The following is a 19,574-nucleotide window of genomic DNA, read 5'->3' on the forward strand; positions in this document are numbered from 1 at the left end:
CATTTGGATGTCACAATGCTTGCAAAACGTATTATTCCGTGCCTTGACGTGGACAATGGCCGTGTAGTGAAAGGCGTACAATTTTTAGATATTCGTGATGCAGGTGATCCTGTTGAAGTTGCACGCCGTTATAACGAACAAGGTGCAGATGAAATCACCTTTCTCGACATTACAGCAACCCATCATGGACGTGACACCACTTATCGTACTGTTGAACGTATGGCAGAAAGCGTTTTCGTTCCTCTGACTGTGGGTGGTGGCGTCCGTAAAGTTGAAGATATTCGCTTATTACTCAATGCTGGCGCAGACAAAGTCAGCATTAATTCGGCTGCCGTGTTTAACCCTGAATTTGTTCAGGAAGCCTCTCAACGTTTTGGTGCTCAATGTATTGTCGTTGCGATTGATGCCAAAAAAACGGGTGACAATCAATGGGAAATCTTTACTCACGGTGGTCGTAAACCCACAGGCATTGATGCGATTGACTGGGCAGTTAAAATGGCAGACTACGGTGCGGGTGAACTCCTGCTTACCAGTATGGATGCCGATGGCACCAAAGCAGGTTATGACATTGCTTTAATGCGTGCCATTAATGACCGTGTCACCATTCCAACCATTGCATCTGGTGGTGTCGGCAATTTGCAACACTTGGCTGATGGAATTTTAAAAGGTGGCGCAGATGCAGTTTTAGCTGCCAGCATTTTCCACTTTGGTCAGCATACAATTCCTGAAGCGAAGCAATTTTTGGCAGCGCAAGGCATTGAAATGCGTTTGTAAGCTGCTTTAAATCAATTGTTCATTTTTTGGCTTGACCTTTTACACAAATCCAGTAGAATTCTCGCCACGTTGCCGACATAGCTCAGTTGGTAGAGCAACTGACTTGTAATCAGTAGGTCCACAGTTCGAATCCGTGTGTCGGCACCATCGAATTCAAAAAGCCCCAAGTTTGAAAAAACTTGGGGCTTTTTTTATTGCATTAAAAATCAATTTTTAAGCTATGCTTAGACTGGGTGTATTTAAAATACGTTTCAACCATTTGATAAAATCTAATGATGACCATGTCAATTAAAGATCTCTGTTTAGCGCTGTGTATCATTTTCGCGTGGGGGCTCAATTTTGTTGTGATTAAACTTGGGGTCGCAGAAATTCCACCTTTACTCCTCGCAGGTTTACGCTTTAGTGTGGTGGCGTTTCCTGCCTTATTTTTTATTCGTGCGCCTCGTATTCCGCTCAAATGGTTAATCGCCTATGGCATGAGCATTAGTTTTGGGCAGTTTGCCTTACTGTTTCTTTCAATTCATTTGGGAATGCCCGCAGGTTTGGCTTCATTGCTGTTACAAGCACAAGCTTTTTTTACCTTATGGCTTGGTCATTCTTTACTGAAAGAAAAAATCCAGCGTCATCATTATGCTGGAATGGCGATTGCAGTATTGGGTATTCTCTTACTGGCTGTCGAATCGCATACAGGCAGTAAAACTGATCTTCCGATGATCCCCCTGCTCTTGGTTTTTGCTGCCGCGTTGTCTTGGGCATGTGGCAATATTTGCAATAAAGTGATTGTGCAACAGCATCAGGTCAACCCAATGTCTTTGGTGGTTTGGAGTGCGCTAGTTCCCATTTTGCCATTTTTTCTATGCTCATGGATATTTGAAGGTTCTGACAAGATTGTTTGGAGCTTGCAGCATGCCCATGTGCATCAAATTTTTGTGGTAGGTTATTTGGCTTTTATTGCCACGATTATGGGCTATGGTCTTTGGGGTTACTTACTCAGCAAATACCCAACTTCAATGATTGCACCACTGACCTTGCTCGTGCCTGTCGTGGGACTGATCACCGCAGCCATTTTCTTGGGAGAACATCTCAGCATCAATCAAATGCTTGCGACTGCCGTGATTATTTCAGGCTTAGTGATTAATGTCTTTGGACAACGCTGGATTAAGCCAAAGTTGCACTGACTTGCACATAATCAATCCGATGACTTTGTCTAAGTTGCTGACAAAGTTTGCCTGTCATCTGGATTTTTAAAGCATTCAAGTCCTGCTGAAAACCATGAAATTGAGGTTGTCGCTGAACATAATCGGCAAAGCCCGCCAATACAGGTTCAGATAAAATTTGGATTTGGATTTGCTTAAAGCCTTGCTGTTCAAGTAATTGTTGTAATTGCGCTTGTGACATTAGATGCTTGAGTTGAACATCTGCCAGTTTTAATAAATATTGATCACGTTGCTGACTCAAAAAATGGGCATTTGACCAATTCTCACTGAGCTGTAACGTGTGAAAAGCAATTCGACCTTGAGGTTTTAACAGTGTGGGAATCTGAGGAATAAATTGATGCAGATCATAATGATAAAGTGCATCTAAACACACAATGGCATCAAATTTCTGAGCAAAATTTGCCGCATTTAAATTCATAAACGAGCACTGATGCAACTCACGCACACAAGCCAAGGCTTGCTGCTGAATTTTTTCAATACATGCCGTTTGTATTTCAACCGCTTCAATATGCTGCACTGCATAATGCTGTGCCCAATATTGCAAACTCGCGCCATGCCCACAGCCTAAATCGAGCAGGCAATCTTGTGCTGAGAGCTGAATACTTTGAGCGAGATGTGCTGCAAGCTGTTCACAGGCCTCGACATAAGTTTGGGCTTGTGACGACCACAAGCCCAAATTACTCCACGCCAGTGTTGCAGCATCCCCCAGCATTTTTGTATCTATCGCATACTTATGCTGAGGGAGTTTTTGGCGGAGCCGTTGCAATAAGCGCAAATTAGTAACCTAATTCTGGTGCAACTTCTGGTTTTGGTTTTAAGCCTACAAATGGAATTGGCGCACCCAGATTTTTCGCAATTTGCATCGCTGAAGTCACCGCAGACTCAAGAATTGGCAAACCATCACAAGACCAAGAACCACAGAAATACACTTTACGGTCTGGTGCTTTTTGGCGACGCTGCAATTCTTGGCTCAATTCCACAGTTTGTGAATTCACCACAGCACGACTCAATTTCACCGTTGAGATAACTTTCTTCGGATCAATCGGTGTCACTGGACGCCATGTTTGGAACACAGGACTTTTACCGACCAAAGTTGGCTCAATCGCATTCATCCACACGGTAAACTGCTGACGGGTAAATTTACGATCCATCATATAGCTGAGGACTGCCCAGTCTTTACGACGTGGCGGCATCACCGTTGCATCGGTATGAATGACCAAGTCACCTTCTTCAAAACGGAACTGTTTTAAAAGCTGCAAATCTTCAGCAAACTGTTCTGGATTCAGGAAGTCTTCCACTTTATTGGTTGGGGTTGCCACAATCACACGATCAAATAATTGCTGTGTACCTGCCTGATTTTCAACAAAGACTTTATCATCTTTCAGTTCAACCTTAGTCACCGCAGCACCACTATGCACTGTGATTCCTTCCATCAACTTATTCACAAAAGCAGGCGTACCGCCTTTTAAACGTAATAACTCAACACCACTGGTCAACTGGCTTAAAAAGACCAATAGCGGTTTTGCTGGCCATTCACCAATGGTTTTCGGGTTACAGGTACAGATCGTGTACAGCACAGGCATGACTGCACCATGCCAGAACACTTCTTCAATGTCGTTTTTATTAATAAATTCGGTGAGCGTAATATTCTGGTTTTTTGATTTAAAGAAACGGTGAATCGCAGTTTTCAGCTGGAGCATGCCTTTCACGATACGCACACCGTATTGTTGTAAACCTTTACGGTTATTGATGATCGGGAAATTCCCAATCGGTGCGCGTGACGTGGTTAACCACGTTTCTGTTTTATCTTCAAACAACCAGCTACATGCCATATAAGTACGTACTGGAAAGGTTTTAATGCCTAAATGTGTTGCAAGACTTAAGGTATTTTTCCAAAGATAAGGGTTCATGACACGCAAGGGCGCATCGATAATTCCCCCATCAAATTCAACCGTATGACTGTCCATGCCACGTCCGGGCAACGATTCGAATACGGTAATATTATGTCCTGCATCTTTGAGAATTCGTGCTGTGGCAAGCCCAGCCATGCCACTACCAATGACTGCAATATCCAATGTTTTATCCGTTTTTTAGCCCATTTTTTTCATTATGTGCGAAGTCGTGGACAAATACCTTGTTAAAAAATACCATAATTCGTTTTTTTACATTCTTTTACAGTCGTTTTTTGCAAGAAATTCTGCCTTGAAATTTTCAAAATAATCATGGAAAAATCACTGATTTTTCGGCTGAAACCAGTTCACCCACGAACTGGTCTGACGGACTTCGACAGGTACGGCAGGAATCAGTTCACTGCGTAAAAGCTCTTGCTGCTTGACCTGTTTGGCCAAACGGTATTTTTGGCTGTGAATACATTCACGATCCGCAAATTCACAGCGATCTAACCGCGTACCACCACAAGGGCCATTGGCTAAACCTTTCGGGCAGGTTTCAGGGCAAATATACAGGGTTTCTGCCAAACGACATTGCCCGCAGCTTTCACAACCAACGACAGTATGTTTACTGGCATATTCAACGGCCAAAATACTTTTCGCTGCCCAGCCTTTTTGCCAAAATTTTAACTGAAAGACACATCGCCCAATGTTTTGTGCCAGTGCGCTATCAAATAACCAGTCATGCGTTACCTGTAACATCTGATATTTCAACACCGAAGGCTGTTGCTGCGGATAGGCTACCGATAAATCAGGCTGCATTTCATCACCACGCACAATCTTGCACAGATGATTCCATTCCATCAGACACTGTTCAAGCGTCCATGTTTCGTACTGAGCCAATGCCTGTTCAAGTAGGGCTTGCTGTTCGGAATTTTGACAACCTGAGACATGAATACCTGCCAGTCCCCAATGTCGGTAAATCCAGATTTGCAATGCTGCCCGCGCATACACCCGCTGCTCTGCCCATGCAGCATCTTGCTGTAGCTCAGCTTTTAAATGTTGTAGTAAATGACGACTAATTTCGATCCCTGCCACTTCTTGCTTGACCATAAATTTGGCACGGCGATAAGTCAACGGCATCACGCAGGCCAAAACTAGACAAGGCTGCACTGTTTGATCTACAAACTGTTTAAATTTTAAAATCTTAGCAAGATCATACCCCAACTGGGTTATTACAAAATCTGCGCCAGCACGCTGTTTTTTTTCAAATTTTAAATACTGGGCTTGTTCTTCACTTTCGGTGTATTTAAAGGGATTAAACGCTACACCACAGTACATGTCGGGCGCATGTGCTTTCACCCACATCAGGCTACTGACCGACTCTAAATAACGTGTGCGTTGCAGCGGATCTTGGTTGCCAAAATTATGCTGCTTGAGTTTGTCACCTGTCAGTAACAGCACATCACGCATATTTTGTTGTTTGGCTTGCTCAATAAACTGCTCTAAATCTTTGAGATCACGTGCTTTCCCTGAGAAATGTAATAACTTAGCTTGCTCAGGGCTAACTCTTTGCGCCAAAGAGATGGGGGATGGATCATCATCAGCATGTACACGATCTGCAAAAGCCATGACACACGGCAAACCTGCCAAACTAGAAACTGAGGGCAAAGTCGCACGTTTCGATACGATCTGTTCGAGAATCAGACAAAATTGTTGCTGTTGCAAATAATGCGAAAGTGCCGACATGTGCGCAGGGATATCAATCTAAAGACGTATTTTAGCAAAGACCCAGACACAAGAAAAATAGCAAAAGGCTGCATCGCGTTGAATGCAGCCTTTTCAATCAGATTAGCATTCAACAACGAATGATGTTTTGCTGCTCGCTTGCGGAGCAGCTGACCAAACCTCCGCCACAATCTCATTGATTAGACGTAGTTTTTCCCACTGCGCTTCATACGCAACATGGTTGCCTTCTTCAGTCGAAGAGAAGCCACATTGTGGGCTAAGTGCCAACTGTTCAAGCGGTAAATACTGTGCTGCTTCACGAATACGTGCCACAATTTCCTTTTTATCTTCAAGCTGTTCCACTTTAGAAGTGATCAAACCCAAGACCACTTCCGCATTGCTGCCTTTGAGTTTTGCCAATGGTGCAAAACCACCTGAACGCTCGTTGTCATATTCCAAGAAATAACGGTCAATATTGTGCAAATGCTTGAAGATATAGTCTTCAATGCCGTCATAACCACCTTCATAAATCCATGTTGATGCGAAGTTACCACGGCAAATGTGCATGCCGATCACCAAATCTTCGGGCTTGTCTTGCAATGCCAAATTCAAGGTTGTGACACAGGCTTCTGCCAGACTTTGTGTCGTTTCACCAAATTGTTGTTCTTCATCTTGGCGTTGTTGTGACACCAAAAATGCCCAGTACACATCATCAAGTTGCAAGTAACGGCAGCCTGCTTCATAAAATGCACGTACAGCTTTTTGGTAAGCACGCCCCAAATCTTCTGCATAAGCTTGCAAATTGTTGGCATAAAATTCATTGGAACAACGGATTTTACGGTGTAAAAACATGTTCGGGCTTGGAATGGTCATTTTCGCCACATGTTCAGTATCATCCCCCACCACATCTTTTAAAAATTTGAAATGCTGTAAGTGTGGATGGGTATCGGCAAAATCAATTTTCCCAATGACACGTACCTGATGCGGTTTGGTTTCAATGCCTTTAAATTTATAACCTTCTGCTTCATCGAAACCTTCAACACCAACCAAATGTTCCATAAAGTCAAAGTGCCACCACGCGCGGCGCAGTTCGCCATCGGTAATGGCATGCACGCCATTTTGTTTTTGTTGTTCAACCAGTTGAATGATTTCTTCATTTTCAATTTGAGTCAATTCAGCTTGGCTGATTTTGCCTGCCGCCAAATCTAAACGGGCTTGTTTAATGCGCTGTGGACGTAAAAAGCTCCCGACGTGATCTGCTTTAAAACCTGCATATTGTTGTCGTGCTTGTGCAGTGGTGTTACTCATGGCAATACTCAACATTTATGTTTTATCGTTGAACATCATTAAACAATAATTTTCATGTTTTTAAAAATTAGATTAATTTTACTCATTTATAGAAATACATTTTTATTTTCATTGAGTTAATTTTTTATTGATCAAATAAAATACATAAATATGACTATATTTCATCAAAAGCTGAAAAAACATCAGCAAAAATGGCAATTTTTAAATGAGCAATATTCATCATTTAAGTTTTATATATGATGTTTCTCGGTTTCATTCTGAGCAAAATTCATCATCAGGCGAACTCATCACAATTGTAGCCTTTTGTAAAAAATCTCAGACTTTAATCTTGAGAATTTTCGCTAAAGTATTTGAATTTAGAAGCATTAACGCAACTTCTTACTCATCCACCCTCTTCAAGCCCACACAATTGACAACAAAATAATTTACGCTATTCTAATAAATAGACGACTGGTCTATTTTAAATAGGTAACCTGATGACCCTGAGCAAAAAAGCAGAACAAACTCGACAGCATATTTTAGATACAGGCTTTGAGCTGGTACTGCGTAAAGGCTTTGTTGGTGTCGGTTTGCAGGAAATTTTAAAAACCAGTGGTGTTCCTAAAGGTTCTTTCTATCACTACTTTTCATCTAAAGAGGTATTTGGCTGCAAGCTACTACAACACTACATCAGCAACTATGGACAACGTCTTTCGATGCTTTGGAATCAACCTGAACGGTCGGCGCGTGAGCAATTACTCAGTTACTTTCAGGCATGGATTCAGGACCCTGAGCAGCCTGATACAGGTTGGGCTGAAAGCTGCCTGATCGTAAAACTTGCTGCTGAAGTGTCTGATTTATCGGAAGATATGCGGCAAATCATGAATCAAGGCGTGCAGGTTATTCTCGCTCGCCTTAGTGAATTACTACAACGCGGTGTCGATGAAGCTTCAATGCATCTGTGCAGCAACCCTGCTGCCACCGCACAAGTGCTGTATCAGATGTGGCTCGGTGCTGCCCTGCTCAGCAAACTCAGTCAAAGCAAAGACCCGATGCACGATGCACTGCGGGCAACAGAATTTATGCTCGGTCAAGCGACCGCCTAAGGCATTTTGGAGAATATGATGAAAATTTTAATGGTACTGACTTCACATGACCGCTTAGGCAACACAGGTCATAAAACAGGTTTTTGGTTGGAAGAATTTACTGCACCGTATTATGTGTTTAAAGATGCGGGTGCAGAGATTACCCTAGCCTCACCACAAGGTGGGCAACCACCACTTGACCCGAAAAGTAACGAACCTGATTTCCAGACGGATTCAACCCGACGTTTTGAGCAAGATGCTGAAGCGCAAGCACTCTTGGCAAACACCCACGTTCTTGCTGAAGTTGATGTGACTGGTTTCGATGCCGTGATGTACCCAGGAGGTCATGGCCCGCTTTGGGATTTGACCGAAAATGCCGACTCCATTGCACTGCTTGAGCATTTTGACCGCGCAGGTAAACCAATGGGCTTGGTCTGCCACGCCCCTGCGGTACTGAAACATGTCAAAACAGCAGCAGGTCAATCTTTTGTGGCAGGTAAAAATGTCACAGGCTTTTCCAACAGTGAAGAAGCTGCGGTTGGGCTGACTGAGGTTGTACCGTTCTTAATTGAAGATGAATTTAAAGCACAAGGCGCACACTATCAAAAAGGTGCAGACTGGCAGTCCTTCACGGTGACGGAGGGACATTTGGTAACAGGACAAAACCCTGCCAGCTCGGAAGCTGTTGCAGAAGAGCTTCTTGCTTTACTAAATCCAGCAGCTTAAGTATATCAGATGGATATTTCAACTTTACAACAACGCTTGGCAGCCATGCGCCAAGCGCATACCCAAGCGGCCCCTGCTAGTCTGGAACTACGCCATGACCGTTTGGAACGTGCCAAGAAATTATTGATTGAAAATCGTGAAGCACTCATTGCTGCGATTTCGGCAGATTTTGGGCATCGCAGCGCTTACCAAAGTTTGGTGTCAGATATTCTGTCATCGGTTGCTGCACTGAGTTATGCCCAAGAACAACTGGCTGAGTGGACACAACCTGAAATTGTGGCTGCACCGTATGCTGAGATGCGTACCGAGATTCATCAGCAACCGCTCGGTGTGGTGGGAATTATCAGCCCGTGGAATTTTCCGCTGAATCTTGCCTTTAGCCCACTGGCAGGTGTGTTTGCTGCGGGCAACCGTGCCCTGATTAAACCGTCTGAACTGACCCCAGAAACGGCTGAGTTATTGGCAGAACTGGTTCCACAATATTTCGATGCACTGGAACTGGGTGTGGTGACGGGTGATGCCGAGGTGGGTGCTGCCTTTAGTGCACTGCCTTTCGATCATTTGGTGTTTACAGGGAGTAGCCAAGTCGGGCGCCATGTGATGCGCGCCGCCGCAGAAAATTTGGTGCCTGTGACCTTGGAACTGGGTGGTAAATCACCTGTGGTGATTGCCCCTGATGCCAAACTTGAACAGGCTGTGCAACGCATTTTGACGGTGAAAACCTTCAATGCAGGGCAAATCTGTATTTCACCTGATTATGTGTTGTTACCTGAACAGCAACAGCAGGATTTTGTGACGTTCGCCCAGCAATTTATCGCTGAGAGCTTTAGTCATTTCCAAGATAATCCTGATTACACCGCGATTATTAACCCACGTCATTATCAGCGTTTAATGCATGTCTTAGAAGATGCTCAAGCCAAAGGAGCGACCTTGATTCCTTTGACTGCGCACACTCAGGATGCCACTCATGAAGATGCCCGTCGTAAAATTGTGCCGACTTTGGTGCTGAATGTCAGCGATGACATGTTGGTGATGCAGGAAGAAATTTTTGGTCCGATCTTGCCGATTAAAACCTATCAGCAAGAACAGCAAGCGATTGACTATATCAATGCGCATCCACGCCCGTTGGCAGCGTATTACTTCTCAGAAGATGCCGCAGCACAACAGTATTTTGCTGAACGAACCACTTCGGGTGCGTTGGTGGTGAATGATGTCATGACCCATGTGGTGATTGAAACTTTACCATTTGGCGGTGTCGGTGCATCGGGAATTGGGGCTTATCACGGGGTTCATGGGTTCAGACGTTTTAGTCATGCCAAACCGATTGTGGTGCAAAGCCCACAAGGTGAATCCAATTTACGTTTACGCGCACCTTATGCAGCAGCGTATCAGCAATTACAGGATATGCTGAACCCAGCTCAGGAGTAATGTTCATGCAAAGTTTAATTCATGAGCGCTTTGGCGAACCTGAAGAGGTGCTGCATTTAGCCGATCAACCTGTGCCTGAATTACAGGCTGATCATGTACGCATTCGTCCCCTGCTTGCACCGATTCATCATCATGATTTGTGGACGGTACGTGGACGCTATGGTTACAAGCCAAGCTTCCCTGCGATTGGTGGCAGTGAAGCAGTCGGTATTATTGATGCGATTGGTGCAGAAGTTGAACATTTACAGGTCGGACAACGGGTTGCGGTGGCTTCGGTACATGGCACATGGGCCGAATATTTTATTGCGCCAAGCCGTATGGTCATTCCACTGCCCGATGCCATTCCTGATGAAGTTGCAGCACAGTTGATTGCCATGCCGCTTAGTGCCCTGATGTTACTGGAATTTTTACAGGTCAATACAGACGACTGGATTATCCAGAATACTGTGAATGGGACAGTTGGCAAAACACTGGCGATGCTGGCTCAGTCGCGTGGCGTGCATAGCATTAACCTTGTGCGTCGCGATGAAGCTGTAGCTGAATTACAGGCTTTGGGCATTCAGCATGTGGTTTCGACTGCACAAAATGGCTGGCAACAGCAAGTTGAGCAGATTGTGGCGGGCGCACCGATTCGTGCTGCGGTGGACTCGATTGGCGGACAAGCCAGTGCCGACTTACTCAGCCTACTCGGTGAAAATGGCACCTTGGTCTCGTTTGGGACTCAACTCGGCGAGCCAATGCAAATTGCTTCGGGGGATTTGATTTTTAAACAAGCCACCGTAAAAGGTTTTTGGGGCAGTAAAGTCAGCCAAAACATGAGTGTGGCAGATAAAAAGCGTCTGATTACCGAGCTTATGCAGCGCCTTGTCAGCCAAGAACTAAAACTGCCTGTTGAAGCGATTTTTCCTTTTGCCGAAATTAAACACGCCGTGAAACGCAGTCTAAGTTCAGGTAAACAGGGTAAAGTCCTGCTAATTCAGCACACATCACCATTAAAGGTGGCTTTCCTGCAGGCAAAGTCTACGAGATATTCAATCCAATCTCGAATGCCAACATGAAAAGCTCAGTAAGCATCCAGTGAAACCCGCTTGAACTCAAGCAGGCTTCCAGTTATGTGGCAGTAGCGCTTCAATATCTTTCATTTTATGTGTCGGTAGCCTTTTCAGCACATCACTTAAATAAGCATACGGATCTAAGCCATTCAGCTTGGCTGACTGGATTAAAGTCATGATGTTCGCTGCCCGTTGGCCACTACGCAGTGATCCTGCAAACAACCAATTCTTTCTGCCTAAAGCCCATGGGCGCATTTGATTTTCAACCCAATTATTACAAATAGGCAAATTCCCATCATGTGCTCATGCTAAAAAAAGAGGTGTACCTAAACAGTTAAGGCGTATAGAATTTTATAATGCTGACAAGAAAAGAACTTTTAAATTTCTGAGTAATAATTTTCACTTGGCAGCCTCAACCATTGCAGCGATTTACAAAGATCGTTGGAAAGTTGAACTATTTTTCAAAGCCATCAAGCAAAATCTAAAATTGAAGTCTTTTCTGGGTCGAAGTCAGAATGCCATCAAAACACAAATTTGGATTGTATTAATTGCATATTTTCTCGTAAGTTTTAACCCACATTTAGCAGGCGATGGTTGGAGTGTTCAACGCTTACTTCGGATTATTCAGGTGAATCTATTTGAAAGAAGGCTTTTGAAATCACTGTTTATGCCTAATAAAAATCGGCGAAAACAAGAAGAGCCTCAGTGGAGGCTCTTCTTATGATATTTCTGGGACAGCAGTGCAATTTTGCCCTCTTTTTTATTCACAAAATTAAACCACCAAATCAGCTAAATTACCTTTTTGCTCTAACCAGTGCTTCCGATCTGCAGAGCGTTTTTTGGCAAGTAACTTATCGAGCAAACTGGCTGTGAATTGAGCATCATCCAAATCTAACTGTACCAAACGGCGCGTATTCGGATCCATCGTGGTTTCACGAAGCTGACTCGCATTCATCTCACCCAACCCTTTAAAGCGGGTGATTTGCGGATTTTTAGTTTTGATCTTGGCTAAAATGCTTTCCAGCTCATCTTCATCAAGGGCATAAAATACATCTTTAGCAGCATCGACACGGAACAATGGCGGCATGGCGACAAACAAATGTCCATCTTCCACCAAAGCAGGAAAATGCTTCACAAACAAGGCACACAGTAAAGTCGCAATATGCAAACCATCCGAGTCGGCATCGGCAAGAATACAGATTTTTCCGTAACGCAATTCCGATAAATCATCACTGCCTGGGTCTACACCAATCGCAATCGCAATATCATGGACTTCTTGTGATGCCAAAACTTCGTCAGAAGACACTTCCCATGTATTCAGAATTTTCCCGCGAATCGGCATGATCGCTTGGAAATTCTTGTCACGGGCTTGCTTGGCACTCCCCCCTGCAGAATCCCCCTCGACAATAAACAATTCACTTTCTTCGCGGGTTAACCCAACACAGTCCGCCAATTTGCCTGGCAATGCTGGCCCTGAAACAATGCGTTTACGTTCAACTTTTTTGGCCGCTTTTAAACGTCGACCTGCTTTGGCAATTGCCATTTCAGCCAGTTGAGTTGCGGTTTCTGCATTTTGGTTAAACCATAAAGCAAAAGCATCTTTGGCAATATTCTGCACAATCCCTGCCGCTTCACGGCTCGACAAACGCTCTTTGGTTTGCCCTGAAAATTGTGGTTCTTGGAACTTGAGCGACAGAATATAGTTCACGCCATCCCAGACATCTTCTGCGGAAAGTTTCATGTTACGTGGCAACAAATTGCGCAGTTCACAAAACTCACGCAGTGCATCGGTCACGCCTGAACGCAAGCCATTGACATGGGTTCCGCCTTGAGCCGTTGGAATCAGGTTGACATAACTTTCCTGAATCTGCTCACCGCCTTCAACATTCCAACACACCGCAAATTCACAACTGGCACGTTCTGCATCACCACGTGAAACAAAGGCAGGCTGTGGCAAAATCTCACGATCTTGCAGTTCATCCATCAAGTAGTCAACTAAACCATTTTCAAACTGCCATTCGATTTTTTCGTTATTAATCTTGTCGATATAGCAAATTTTTAAACCTGCCGCCAAAACCGCTTTGGCTTTCAGGTTATGTTTTAAGGCTTTTAAAGCAAATTTCGGATTGTCAAAATATTTGCTGTCTGGCCAAAAGCGTACCAGTGTGCCTGTGGCACGTTTCGGCGCTTTACCTTCAAGCACTTCAAGCGGTGCAACAGGCTCACCATGTTCAAAAGCCATCTTGTAGAGATTGCCCTGACGCTGCACATCCACTTCAACACGATTGGACAAGGCATTGACCACTGAAATCCCGACCCCATGCAAGCCACCTGAAAACTGGTAGTTGTCGGTGCTGAATTTACCGCCTGCATGCAGCTTGGTCAGAATGATCTCAATCCCGCTTTGTCCATATTCAGGGTGAATATCGACAGGCATACCGCGACCATTGTCCTGAACCGAGAGTGAGCCATCTTCAAAGACCGTGACACTAATCTGATTGGCATGCCCTGCCAAAGCTTCATCCACCGCATTATCAATCACTTCTTGCGCGAGATGGTTTGGACGCGTGGTATCGGTATACATTCCCGGACGGCGACGTACAGGATCTAGACCAGATAAAACTTCGAGGGATTGAGCCGTATATTGTGACACGTGATTATTTTTCCTTTGTGATCGCTAAGGCTAAAAAAGTCAGCAACATGGGAATTTTATCAGCAAAATTTTCCATGGCATGATTTCCCCCCACTTCTGTCATGATCATGCTGGGGGTTTGAGCCTGATTATAATAACGTTGTGCTTCCCGATAATCCAAGACTTCATCGCCTTGTTGCAATAACACTAACAATTTGCTGGCATCTTGCACAATAGGGATATCCATGGCAGCCAATTGTTGCAACTGTGGTTCATCCAGTGTCCAGTCGGCTGTGACTTGTAATGGGATTTGCCCTTGACCAAACAAACGCATAAACAAAGGATAAGGATGCACAGCAGGATTAATCAATACCGCAGGACAGTTGTGTTGCACTGCCAAATGGGTTGCATAAAAGCCCCCTAGACTACTCCCGACCAGAACCACATCATCGAGCATCTGCATATAGCCTGAAATATGCGCCAGTGCTTCCAACGGTGGCATATTCAAATCGGGTAAATGAACGCTGTACTCAGGGTGATTTTGCTGGCAGTATTGTTTAAGCTGTTGCCCCTTTATAGAATAAGAATGACTACGAAAACCATGTAAATAAATAATATTCATCTTAATCAACCATCAATTTTGTATTAAATCTACATCATTCCCCGCATGACCATTTATGATGATTTAAACTGGTCTTGTAGGACAAAAGCCCGCTCAGCCTGCGTAAAAATTGCGTATGGTAAAGCATAGCAAAACCATAAACTATTGCCGTAGTACCAGACAATACTTGGTTAGCACAGTTATAGAGAGATCAAAGACTATGCCAAGTTTAACGCCGCTACATGAGACTTATTGTCGTTGGGATGACACCCCACCCAGTCAAGCTGACTTGCTGGAGGGTTTTGCACAACTTTTGACAACGCCGACACAAAACTTGTACGGCTTAATGCATGATATTCAAACAGAGTTATTGTCGAGTCTACTCGCGATTGATGAGCAACGTGCGCAGCGCTTACAGCGCAGTTGTATCATTCATCAGTTTAACCATCTGGTTTATGATTTGCTTAAGAAATATGGAAGTCGCTTTCTTGCGCCATGTTTAAGACATATTCTGCAACATTATCCACACATGCGCGATAAAGCACTGAGTCCAATCGCTCAAGAAGCACTCAGTATTTTAAATGGGATTGCGGGTGATTATTTTTTATTGCAACAAAATCCCCTTGCCTTGCCAATGGTTCTCTACGACCACTATGGTGCCATCCAAAAAGGGGATGTGGGTGGACGTGTAGTCATCTTTGTACATGGTTTATGTATGAGCCATCGTTATTGGTCAAATCATGGCTATGAAGGGATTGGTGAACGTCTACTGGCACAGCGTGATTACAATACCATGCTATATCTCAACTACAATACTGGAAGACGGATTTCAGCCAATGGACGTAGCTTGTCCAATTTGCTTGAAGACCTGATCGAACGTAATCCTCGTATTCAGTCGATTGATCTGATTGGGCATAGTATGGGCGGACTGGTCTGCCGTAGTGCCTTATTTTATGGCAAACAAGATTTAAAACACTGGTTTCATCGTAGTCAAAACCTGATTTGTATTGGTTCACCACATCATGGTGCAGCCCTAGAGCGTTTTGGTTTTCGCCTGCAAGAGCGGCTTGGACGGTTTCCGCTCGTTAAAATTGCCCGTCATGTGGTCAACTTTCGCAGTAACGGTATTTTAGATCTGCGCTATGGCAGTGTCCGTGATGATGACTGGGAACATCTATCCATACGTATTGGTTCAATGGATGACAGTCGTAAACCCGCTCCCTTGCCTGCCCATATCAACACCTTTTTGGTTGCGGGTACAATGGAATTTAAAAAGATTAAAACCAAAACCTTATCGATTATTGGCGATTACTTGGTGAGCGTGAAAAGTGCGCTTGGCGAACACCCCAATCCACGCTTTAACTTAAATGTTCCAGATGCTCATAAAGCCGTGTTTTATGGCTTAAATCATTTTGAAATCCAATATCATTCGAGTGTTGCTGAACAAATTACCCGTTGGTTATACCCAAATCCTGAACTGCCAGAACAAAACTTCTTGCATCGTCATGTGGTAGATTTGGGAATTTATGAACTCGAAAGCCTGCTTGAAATGCAAAGCGAAGACTAAACCTGTTTTAACACCTTACTCGCGGTTTTCTTCTGCGCCAGTGCAATGCCCAACAAGATCATCACGCCACCTAGCGTATGGTAAATCGTCCATTGCTCATGCAACCAAATCAGCGCAATCACTGCGGTAAACACAGGCATAAGATTCATAAAAATACTGGTTCGATTTGGCCCTAAATGTTGCACTGCCAACATCCATAAAATCGGTGCAAACAAGGATGGAAACACACCTGCATACACTACACTTAACACATTTTTGCTATTTAAGGCATCCAAACCCAAATACGCAATAAACGGCAGATGAAACAGCAAAGCAAACGCAATTTGCAGATAACCACTGACCATCAAAGGCAAATTCAAACGCCATTTTTTCAGAAATACGCCATAGAATGCATAGAGAAATACAGCGATTACCATCAACGCATCACCAAAATGATGTCCTGATGCTAACAAAGCTGAAAAATCCCCTTGTCCGATCACATACAGCAATCCAAAAAACGACAAGGCACTTCCAATCAACGCAAAACGATTGGGAATATCTCGAAGCAACAGCATCGACACAAAAATGGTAAATACAGGAATAAAGGCATTAATAATGCCCATGTTGGTCGCAGAGGTATAATGCGATGCGGTATAGGCAATGCCCTGATACAACACCATACCAAATGCACCCAAAATCGCCAGTTGCCCCAAATGCTGACGGATCTGCGCTCGCACCTGCCATGCCCGATGCAGCATGAACGGGGTCAGTAACACGAAAGCAATCAACCAGCGATAAAAACTAATACTGACAGGTGAAATGAAGTCCGAAACATACCGCGTCACCACAATATTCAGTGACCAAATCAGTACAGCCAATAAGGGCAGCACCAATGCCCACCACGGGGTTATTTGGCGTTGTTGCATCACATTCTCTCTTCATCATGGATCAGACGACTATTGTGCCGAACGGCGGATTTGATTGAAATACTGCAAATCCGACATCAATATCGTAAACATGACATGGCTTAAAATAAGTCCCAAACCCGCATCGCATGCTCAACCACTTTATTTGTAGGGATGTTTCAGGTGATGATTGCGGTCGGTTCATTATTTGGTGGCATCGTGGTTGATCACTATAATAAAAGTACCCTGATCTACAGTGTGCTTCCTTGCTTGGCTTTCGCCATAGCGCCAGTTTTATTGCATTTTTTCGGCGTTACTTGGGAAAAATCCCTGCGGAAATGCGCTTGGAACGCTAGTCACGTAAATCTGCTTGTTTTTAACAAAAAATCATTTTAAAACATTAGTCTACTTTTTAAGGATTGCATCATGAGCCAGTCTATTTATGAAATTCCTGTAAACACCATTACAGGTGAAACCACAACACTTGCACCGTACCAAGGCAAAGTCTTGTTAGTCGTTAATGTTGCATCTAAATGCGGTTTAACCCCTCAATACGAAGGCTTGGAAAAACTGTATCAGGCGAAACAAGCTGAAGGTTTAGAGATTTTAGGCTTCCCTGCGAATAATTTCTTAGCACAAGAACCAGGCACCAATGAAGAAATTCAACAGTTCTGCTCACTGAATTATCAAGTTGATTTCCCCCTATTCGCAAAAATTTCAGTTGCTGGTGAAGATAAACACCCACTTTATCAAGCACTGATTGCGGCACAACCAGAGCGTATTGGTGAAGGCCCTTGGTGGAAAGATTTGGTTGAATATGGCTTAACACCAAATCCAAAGCCTGAAATTCTTTGGAACTTTGAGAAATTCCTGATTGGCAAAAAAGGTGACATCGTGGCACGTTTTGCACCAGACATCACTGCCGATGATGAACGTATTGTCAGTGCAATTGAAACTGAACTTGCCAAATAATATTTTCAAATAGAGTAAATCCAAGCAGATTTACTCTATTTTTTATTGATTTATCTTTTCATAAATACTAAGCAATTAATCTAAGTTTACATTAGTCAGGGATATTTTCATGGTCTGTTCATGGTTTTAAAATTGTCCCAACAAAATCCATCTTGGCTTATCTCCCGAATCTGCTTAAATAAAACTATCGAAATAACAGTAATAACATGTGGAGAATTCAATGAAACGTTTAGTCCAAGGAATTATTTTAACGGTATCTGCAACTTTAGCCGCTGGTTCAGTGTTTGCACATCCAAATGACCCACACTATGTGAAAAAGACCGTGACAACCACCGAATGGCGTGTTGGTCATGCTGCACCACCTGCTCATTTTAAACGTGCGCATGCTGTAGATTACCGCCACTTCAAAAAGTTACCACGTCCAGCACGTCATCAACAGTGGTATAAAGTCGACCATAAATATGTCTTGATCAACACCAACAACCATCATGTCGTTAAAGTCGTTCATTAATTATCTATCTAAAAAAATAAAAACAGGGTGCATATGCACCCTGTTTTTTTATGGCTTAAAGTGCTAAATCAATCACAATACGACCATCAATTTTGCCATGTTCCATGCGCTCAAAAATATCATTAATATTTTCGAGTGGCTCAACACTGATATGTGCCTTCACTTTACCACGCGCTGCAATATCCAGAGCTTCTTTCAAATCTAGACGTGTTCCAACAATCGAACCGCGTACAGTAATGCCATCTAATACCATATCAAAAATAGACAGATCAAACTTACCTGGAGGTAAGCCATTAAGCACCATCGTACCGCCACGACGTACAATAGCAACCGCCTGCTCAAAGGCTTTCGGAGAAACTGCCGTCACTAACACACCATGACAGCCATCTCCTGTGGCTTTCATCACCTCATCTTTGACATTCACTTTGAGCGCATGAATTGCAACATCTGCACCCAGTTCTTTTGCCAAATCAAGTTTGGAATCATCCACATCAATTGCGACAACATTGAAGCCCATTGTTTTAGCATATTGCACCGCAACATGTCCCAAACCCCCAATTCCTGAAATTGCGACCCAATTCCCCGTCTTGGCTTCTGTCATTTTTAGACCTTTATAGACAGTTACGCCAGCACATAAAATTGGTGCAATTTCCAATAAATCTACACCTTCTGGAATTACACCGACATAATCACCATCAGCAAGGCAATACTCCGCAAAGCTGCCATTGACGGAGTAGCCTGAGTTTTGCTGTTCTTTACACAAGGTTTCCCAGCCCGCATAACAATGATCACAATGCCCACAAGCTGAATATAGCCATGGAATTCCAACTTTATCCCCCACTTTGAGATGTGAAATTCCTTCACCAATTTCTATCACTTCACCAACACCTTCATGCCCAGGAATAAACGGAACAGTTGGTTTAATCGGCCAGTCACCATGCATGGCATGAAGATCGGTATGACATACACCTGTGGCAATCACTTTGACCAGTACTTTACCAGCACTGACTTTTGGAATAGCGACCTCTTGGATTTCTAAGGGTTGATTAAATGCTGTGACAACAGCAGCTTTCATTGTGCTTCCCATGTTATTTTCCTTATTATTGCATTGATCAAGAATGTTGACAGTTTTCAATAAACTTAATAATCATTCTCATTAATAAACTAAGGTAATTTAGGTAGGTATTTGGTAGGTTTTATATAAATAATCTCAGATTAACG

16 protein-coding genes, 1 tRNA gene and 4 pseudogenes are annotated in these 19,574 nt (G+C 43.6%); 12 read left to right on the forward strand and 9 right to left on the reverse strand.

Annotated features, from left to right (window positions below; all coding sequences use genetic code 11):
• Positions 1-15: 15 nt before the first annotated feature.
• The 3 genes from hisF to GBN19_RS05205 all read left to right on the forward strand — a co-directional run bounded on the left by hisF (position 16) and on the right by GBN19_RS05205 (position 1,952).
• On the forward strand, positions 16-774 hold the full coding sequence (gene hisF, locus GBN19_RS05195; RefSeq protein ID WP_151777412.1) for an imidazole glycerol phosphate synthase subunit HisF: 759 nt from the start codon (positions 16-18) through the stop codon (positions 772-774).
• Positions 775-845: 71 nt separating this feature from the next.
• Positions 846-921: transfer RNA gene (locus tag GBN19_RS05200), tRNA-Thr, on the forward strand.
• Positions 922-1,055: 134 nt separating this feature from the next.
• Positions 1,056-1,952 (forward strand): EamA family transporter, encoded by an 897-nt coding sequence (locus GBN19_RS05205; RefSeq protein ID WP_151708435.1) that lies wholly within the window; start codon positions 1,056-1,058, stop codon positions 1,950-1,952.
• Here GBN19_RS05205 and GBN19_RS05210 read toward each other — a convergent pair.
• From GBN19_RS05210 to GBN19_RS05225, 4 genes are all read right to left on the reverse strand, one after another.
• Positions 1,933-2,766, reverse strand: a complete 834-nt coding sequence (locus GBN19_RS05210) for an SAM-dependent methyltransferase (RefSeq protein WP_228271213.1) — start codon at positions 2,764-2,766, stop codon at positions 1,933-1,935. The two genes, GBN19_RS05205 and GBN19_RS05210, sit on opposite strands and share 20 nt — an antisense overlap.
• Before the next feature lies 1 nt (position 2,767).
• Complete coding sequence (locus tag GBN19_RS05215; protein WP_151708434.1) at positions 2,768-4,066, reverse strand: FAD-dependent oxidoreductase; 1,299 nt, start codon at positions 4,064-4,066, stop codon at positions 2,768-2,770.
• Between the two features lie 156 nt (positions 4,067-4,222).
• Complete coding sequence (locus tag GBN19_RS05220) at positions 4,223-5,629, reverse strand: methylenetetrahydrofolate reductase C-terminal domain-containing protein (protein WP_151777413.1); 1,407 nt, start codon at positions 5,627-5,629, stop codon at positions 4,223-4,225.
• Between the two features lie 102 nt (positions 5,630-5,731).
• Entirely contained in the window at positions 5,732-6,916 is a 1,185-nt protein-coding gene (locus GBN19_RS05225; protein WP_151777414.1) for a 5-methyltetrahydropteroyltriglutamate--homocysteine S-methyltransferase, read from the reverse strand.
• Positions 6,917-7,392: 476 nt separating this feature from the next.
• Here GBN19_RS05225 and GBN19_RS05230 point away from each other — a divergent pair, with 476 nt between their 5' ends.
• From GBN19_RS05230 to GBN19_RS05245, 4 genes and pseudogenes are all read left to right on the forward strand, one after another.
• Positions 7,393-8,001: a TetR/AcrR family transcriptional regulator gene (locus tag GBN19_RS05230; RefSeq protein ID WP_151777415.1), complete on the forward strand. Its 609-nt coding sequence runs from the start codon at positions 7,393-7,395 to the stop codon at positions 7,999-8,001.
• An 18-nt stretch (positions 8,002-8,019) separates the two neighbouring features.
• Positions 8,020-8,706 (forward strand): type 1 glutamine amidotransferase domain-containing protein, encoded by a 687-nt coding sequence (locus tag GBN19_RS05235; RefSeq protein WP_151777443.1) that lies wholly within the window; start codon positions 8,020-8,022, stop codon positions 8,704-8,706.
• A gap of 9 nt (positions 8,707-8,715) precedes the next feature.
• A complete protein-coding gene (locus tag GBN19_RS05240; RefSeq protein WP_151777416.1) occupies positions 8,716-10,134 on the forward strand; it encodes a coniferyl aldehyde dehydrogenase in 1,419 nt (472 codons plus the stop codon).
• A gap of 5 nt (positions 10,135-10,139) precedes the next feature.
• Positions 10,140-11,108 (forward strand): annotated as a pseudogene (locus tag GBN19_RS05245) (zinc-binding dehydrogenase); the annotation flags it as partial.
• Positions 11,109-11,228: 120 nt separating this feature from the next.
• Here the strand turns inward: GBN19_RS05245 and GBN19_RS05250 are convergent.
• Positions 11,229-11,483 (reverse strand): annotated as a pseudogene (locus GBN19_RS05250) (transposase domain-containing protein); the annotation flags it as partial.
• On the opposite strand from GBN19_RS05250, the pseudogene GBN19_RS05255 reads away from it, so the two are divergent.
• Positions 11,482-11,910 (forward strand): annotated as a pseudogene (locus GBN19_RS05255) (transposase); the annotation flags it as partial. The pseudogenes GBN19_RS05250 and GBN19_RS05255 sit on opposite strands and share 2 nt — an antisense overlap.
• A gap of 48 nt (positions 11,911-11,958) precedes the next feature.
• Here the strand turns inward: GBN19_RS05255 and parE are convergent.
• Both parE and GBN19_RS05265 read right to left on the reverse strand, forming a co-directional pair.
• On the reverse strand, positions 11,959-13,839 hold the full coding sequence (parE, locus tag GBN19_RS05260) for a DNA topoisomerase IV subunit B (RefSeq protein ID WP_151777417.1): 1,881 nt from the start codon (positions 13,837-13,839) through the stop codon (positions 11,959-11,961).
• A 4-nt stretch (positions 13,840-13,843) separates the two neighbouring features.
• Positions 13,844-14,440 (reverse strand): YqiA/YcfP family alpha/beta fold hydrolase, encoded by a 597-nt coding sequence (locus GBN19_RS05265; RefSeq protein WP_151777418.1) that lies wholly within the window; start codon positions 14,438-14,440, stop codon positions 13,844-13,846.
• Positions 14,441-14,639: 199 nt separating this feature from the next.
• On the opposite strand from GBN19_RS05265, the gene GBN19_RS05270 reads away from it, so the two are divergent.
• Complete coding sequence (locus GBN19_RS05270; RefSeq protein WP_151777419.1) at positions 14,640-15,986, forward strand: alpha/beta fold hydrolase; 1,347 nt, start codon at positions 14,640-14,642, stop codon at positions 15,984-15,986.
• Here GBN19_RS05270 and GBN19_RS05275 read toward each other — a convergent pair.
• Positions 15,983-16,891 carry a DMT family transporter gene (locus GBN19_RS05275; RefSeq protein WP_151777420.1) on the reverse strand — a complete coding sequence of 303 codons (909 nt, stop codon included), beginning with the start codon at positions 16,889-16,891 and terminating at the stop codon, positions 15,983-15,985. The two genes, GBN19_RS05270 and GBN19_RS05275, sit on opposite strands and share 4 nt — an antisense overlap.
• A gap of 141 nt (positions 16,892-17,032) precedes the next feature.
• Between GBN19_RS05275 and GBN19_RS16065 the strand changes: the two are divergent.
• The 3 genes and pseudogenes from GBN19_RS16065 to GBN19_RS05290 form a co-directional block, all read left to right on the forward strand.
• Positions 17,033-17,266: pseudogene (locus GBN19_RS16065) on the forward strand (hypothetical protein); the annotation flags it as partial.
• Positions 17,267-17,296: 30 nt separating this feature from the next.
• Positions 17,297-17,842 (forward strand): glutathione peroxidase, encoded by a 546-nt coding sequence (locus GBN19_RS05285; protein ID WP_151777421.1) that lies wholly within the window; start codon positions 17,297-17,299, stop codon positions 17,840-17,842.
• 220 nt (positions 17,843-18,062) lie between these two features.
• Positions 18,063-18,353, forward strand: coding sequence for an RcnB family protein (locus GBN19_RS05290; RefSeq protein ID WP_151777422.1), 291 nt, complete (start codon positions 18,063-18,065; stop codon positions 18,351-18,353).
• Positions 18,354-18,408: 55 nt separating this feature from the next.
• Here the strand turns inward: GBN19_RS05290 and adhP are convergent, their stop codons facing one another.
• Complete coding sequence (gene adhP / locus GBN19_RS05295; protein ID WP_151777423.1) at positions 18,409-19,440, reverse strand: alcohol dehydrogenase AdhP; 1,032 nt, start codon at positions 19,438-19,440, stop codon at positions 18,409-18,411.
• Positions 19,441-19,574 lie beyond the last annotated feature (134 nt).

The organism is Acinetobacter brisouii (assembly GCF_008993995.1).
In the GTDB taxonomy this organism is placed as follows: domain Bacteria; phylum Pseudomonadota; class Gammaproteobacteria; order Pseudomonadales; family Moraxellaceae; genus Acinetobacter; species Acinetobacter brisouii_A.